The organism is Acidovorax sp. KPB24-03 (assembly GCF_057546605.1).
In genome coordinates this window covers 1-4,191 of the sequence record NZ_BAAJYR010000316.1, presented here as the reverse complement: position 1 = coordinate 4,191, position 4,191 = coordinate 1, and the positions used below count along the sequence as shown (strand labels likewise).

At 69.3% G+C, this 4,191-nt stretch carries 6 protein-coding genes; 3 read left to right on the top strand and 3 right to left on the bottom strand.

Annotated features, from left to right (window positions below; genetic code table 11):
* The first annotated feature begins 209 nt into the window (after positions 1 to 209).
* Both AC27KI_RS19950 and AC27KI_RS19945 read left to right on the top strand, forming a co-directional pair.
* Positions 210 to 878, top strand: coding sequence for a TetR/AcrR family transcriptional regulator (locus AC27KI_RS19950; RefSeq protein ID WP_487115433.1), 669 nt, complete (start codon positions 210 to 212; stop codon positions 876 to 878).
* Between the two features lie 30 nt (positions 879 to 908).
* Positions 909 to 1,685, top strand: a complete 777-nt coding sequence (locus AC27KI_RS19945; RefSeq protein ID WP_284398069.1) for a tetratricopeptide repeat protein — start codon at positions 909 to 911, stop codon at positions 1,683 to 1,685.
* A gap of 10 nt (positions 1,686 to 1,695) precedes the next feature.
* Here the strand turns inward: AC27KI_RS19945 and AC27KI_RS19940 are convergent, their stop codons facing one another.
* Positions 1,696 to 2,499, bottom strand: coding sequence for a type III pantothenate kinase (locus tag AC27KI_RS19940; protein ID WP_487090469.1), 804 nt, complete (start codon positions 2,497 to 2,499; stop codon positions 1,696 to 1,698).
* 214 nt (positions 2,500 to 2,713) lie between these two features.
* On the opposite strand from AC27KI_RS19940, the gene lysM reads away from it, so the two are divergent.
* On the top strand, positions 2,714 to 3,196 hold the full coding sequence (lysM, locus tag AC27KI_RS19935) for a peptidoglycan-binding protein LysM (RefSeq protein ID WP_272565189.1): 483 nt from the start codon (positions 2,714 to 2,716) through the stop codon (positions 3,194 to 3,196).
* Between the two features lie 111 nt (positions 3,197 to 3,307).
* On the opposite strand, the gene AC27KI_RS19930 is transcribed toward lysM, so the two are convergent.
* Together AC27KI_RS19930 and AC27KI_RS19925 are read right to left on the bottom strand one after the other, a co-directional pair.
* Positions 3,308 to 3,775, bottom strand: coding sequence for a rhodanese-like domain-containing protein (locus AC27KI_RS19930; RefSeq protein ID WP_317353208.1), 468 nt, complete (start codon positions 3,773 to 3,775; stop codon positions 3,308 to 3,310).
* A gap of 76 nt (positions 3,776 to 3,851) precedes the next feature.
* On the bottom strand, positions 3,852 to 4,191 hold a 340-nt coding region (locus AC27KI_RS19925), incomplete at its 5' end, for a M48 family metallopeptidase (RefSeq protein ID WP_487115431.1).

The following is a 4,191-nucleotide window of genomic DNA, read 5'->3' as shown; positions in this document are numbered from 1 at the left end:
CCGCCCGCAAGACCGCCGCCGCGGCCCGCCCCAGGGCCCCCAAACCGCCGGCCGACTGACGATCCGGGCGGTGCGGCCGCCCTGCAGGAAGCGGGCATTCCAAAGGATTGCCTATTCCTTGCATGATGCACTGCAACACCGTGCGGACGGACCACCTCGGTTAGAGTGGGTGAAAGAGACAACCACCCACGCACCGGGAGGCCGCCGATATGGTGAAAAAAGCGCCGCGCCGCACTGCCGAGCGCATTCTGGAATCCACGCTGGAGCTGTTCAACCGCTTTGGCGAGCCCAACGTGTCGACGACCGCGATCTCCGCCGAGCTGGGCATCAGCCCGGGCAATCTCTACTACCACTACCCGGCCAAGGACGAGCTGGTCAACGTGCTGTTCTCGCACTACGAGGCGGCCCTGAACGAGCTGCTGGATGCGGCCGACAGCGTGCGCGACGTGGAAGACGCCTGGTTCTTCCTGCACACGCTGTTCGAACTGATCTGGCAGTACCGCTTCCTGTACCGCGACCTGAACGACCTGCTGTCCCGCAACCGCCGCCTGGAGACCCACTTCCAGACCCTGCTCGGGCGCAAGACCCAGGCCCTGCGCACGCTGCTGGGCGGCATGGAGCGCACCGGCGCCCTGCGCCTGGGCACCCGCGATGCCGGCTCCATGGCCACCAGCATGGTGGTGGTGCTGACCTACTGGCTGAGCTTCGAATACGTGAGCGATCCGCGGCACGCCCTGGAGCCCGAGAGCGCGCAGAGCGCCCTGCTGCGGGGCGCGCACCATGTGCTGGACCTGCTCATGCCCTACCTGGAAGACAGCCAGCGCGAGCACCTGCAGGCGCTGAGCGGCGCCTACAGCACCCAGGCCCTGGCCGCCTGACCGACCCACCCCACCCCGAGGAGACGCACCGTGAAGCCCTGGACGCCCTTCCCGTACTCCGACGCCTACCCCTTCACCGCCGCTTCGGTGCGCAGCCAATGGAAGCGCCTGCATGCGGGCGATGCCGAGCCCTGTCCGGACGATGCCGCCGTGCTCGACGCCTGGGTGCTCTTTCACCGCGGCGCCTTCGAGGAGGCGGCCCGCGCCGGGCTGGCGGCCGGCGGTGCCGGGATCACCGTGGCCAACAAGGCCACCATCGTCTATGCGAATTACCTGGAGCCGCACGAGGACCGGCGCCTGGCGCTGCTGACCGAAGCGGCCGAGCGGGCCAGCGAGCAGATGCGGGCAGAGCCCACCAACCCCAACGCCTGGTTCTGGCATGCCTATGCCATCGGCCGCTACAGCCAGGGGATCAGCGTGGCCAAGGCCATGGCGCAGGGCCTGGGCAGCCGCGTGCGCAAGACGCTGGAGCAGGCCATCGTGCTGTCGCCCATCCATGCCGATGCGCGGCTGGCGCTGGCCGTGTTCCATGCCGAGATCATCGACAAGGTCGGCGAGATGGTGGGCAGCATGACCTATGGCGCCCGCAAGGCCAGCAGCCTGCGGCTTTTCGAGGAGGCCTTCGCCATCAACCCGGACTCGGTGATCGGCAAGATCGAATACGCCAACGCGCTGCTCATCCTGGAAGGCGACCAGCGCATGGGCGACGCCACGCGCCTGTACGAGGAAGTCGCCACCACCCAGCCCGCCGATGCGCTGGAGCGGCTGGGCGTGGAACTGGCCCAGACCGAACTGGCCGAAGGCTAGCCCCCGCCTTTCAGCGGCGGTCCCGGCCCTCGTCCCGCTCCGCGGCGGTCTTTGCGAAGCGCTGTTCGGCGATGGCCAGCAGGCCGTCGAAGATCAGGTTCTCGACCAGGTCGAACGGCCGGGTCATGCTGGGCGCCATCTTCCAGCCCGCGCCGCCGGTCATCATGCAGGCGGGCGCTTCGCTGCAGTGCTGCGTGATGTGCTGCACCATGCGCTCGACCGCGCCGGCGATGGCGTAGGTGCCGCCGCTCGTGAGCGCATCGCTCGTGTTGGTGGGAAACAGGCTCACCTCGCCCGTGGGCACATGCAGGCCCGCCGTGCCGGATTCGAGCGCCCGCAGCATGATCCCGTGGCCGGGCAGGATCAGCCCGCCCAGGAAGCGGCCCTGCGCGTCGATCGCCTCGACCGTCACGGCCGTGCCGACCATCACCACGATCAGCGGGCGCGCCGGGCCCTGCGACAGCAGGCGATGGCGCGCGCCGATCATGGCCACCCAGCGGTCCGAGCCCAGGCGCGTGGGATGGTCGTAGCCATTGACCAGGCCGGCCTCCTGCGCGGACGACACCACCCACTGCGGCAGCACGTCCCACAGCTCCATCTGCTCCATCACGCGGCGGCGCACGGCGTCGCCCGCCACCACGCAGCCCAGCATGCGCTCGGGCACGGGCAGCCCGGCCCACGAGCTTTCCGCCAGCCGTTCGATGTTGTCCAGGAATTCAGCGCCGTGGGCGAGCACTGCGGCGCCCGGCTGGGGAGCGTCGTACATCGCCCATTTGAGGCGGGTGTTGCCGACGTCGATGGCCAGAAAAGTCATGCGGGATTATCACGAGTTTTACAAATCGCCTTGACGCGCATGTTTACCCGCACGCGACACGCGGACTCTGCGGCGCCGGCTCGCGAATATCGCGGCACGCGGCACCGCTGGCGGGAGCTGCCTGGCCCTTCGGGCGGCTGTCCGACACGGGCCGGACTGGCGATGGCGCTACAGTGGCCGGTCCGATCCACAGACCACACCAAGGAGCCAGCACATGGGACTTTTCAGCTTCATCAAGGAAGCCGGCGAAAAACTGTTCGGCGGCAAGGATGCCCAGGCCGCAACGGCGGCAGCCCCCACGCAGGACGAACTGAACGCCAAGGCGGGCAAGGCCATCGAGACCTACATCGCCTCGCAGAACCTCGGCGTGAGCAACGTCCAGGTGGCGTTCGCAGGCCCCGAGGGCAAGGTCACCGTGAAGGGCGAAGCGCCCACGCAGGCCGCCAAGGAGAAGGTGACCCTGTGCTGCGGCAACGTGGCCAGCGTGACCAGCGTGGACAACCAGATGTCCGTCACGAATCCCGAACCCGAAGCGCAATACCACGACGTGGTGCGCGGCGACACCCTCTCGGCCATCGCCAAGAAGTTCTACGGCGACGCCAACAAGTACCCCAAGATCTTCGAGGCCAACCAGCCCATGCTGACGCACCCCGACAAGATCTACCCCGGCCAGAAGCTGCGCATTCCCGCGCTCTGACCGTCCTTCAAAGCGCGCTGCGGCGCGCGCCTCCCAACGGGCCCTCACGGGCCCGTTTTCGTTGCGGCAGGCGCGGCAGCGGGCGATGGGAAGGCAGCGAGCCCTTCGCGCTCAGCCCTGGCGCCACGGCAGGCCGCGAAAGCGCCAGCCGCCCTTCAGATTGCGGTGGCCGTTCTCGTCGGGGTCACCCTCGAAGCCTTCCAGAATGTTGTACGCCTTGAGCCCCAGCTCCGTGGCGCGCCGCGCGGCCGCCACTGAGCGCACGCCGCTGCGGCACAGCAGCACGGCCTGGCGACCCGGGGGCACGGCGGCGAGGATGGCCGCGTCGTACTGGGGGTTGGGCGCCATGCCGGGCCAGTGCTTCCAGGGCACGGCAACGGCGCCGGGCACGAAGCCGACCCAGTCGCGCTCGGCATCGGTGCGCACGTCCACCAGCACGGCCTGGCCCGACTGCACCCATTGCCATGCGAGCTGTGGCGACACATCGCCCGCATAGCCTTCGGCCGGCTGCGGACCGCCGTCCGGAACCGTGGAGGGGGCAGCGGGAGCGGAGGAAGAGGAAGAAGCTTTGGAAGTCATGCGCGGCATTTTGTCAGCACCCGCAACCGGGCCGCGCGGGCTTTCAAGCACTGGCGCCAGGGGCTTGGGCGCGGCGTCAATCCCAGGGCGGCGCGGGTTCGTCGCGCAGGCGCCCTCGCAGGTCGGCGTAGTCGGGCACGACGCTGCGCACGGTGTCCCAAAAGCGCGGGCTGTGGTCCATCACCCGCAGGTGCGACAGCTCGTGGGCGACCACATAGTCGATGACCGCGGGGCGGTAGTGCAGCAGCCGCCAATTGAGGCGGATGGAGCCGTCGCTGCGCGCGCTGCCCCAGCGCGTCTGGGCGCTGGACAGGCGCAGGCTGCTCCAGCGCACGCCCAGCAGCGGCGCGAAGTGGTCCAGCCGCGCGGTGAAGCGCTGGCGCGCATCGCGCATGAGCCACGCCTGCACCGCATCG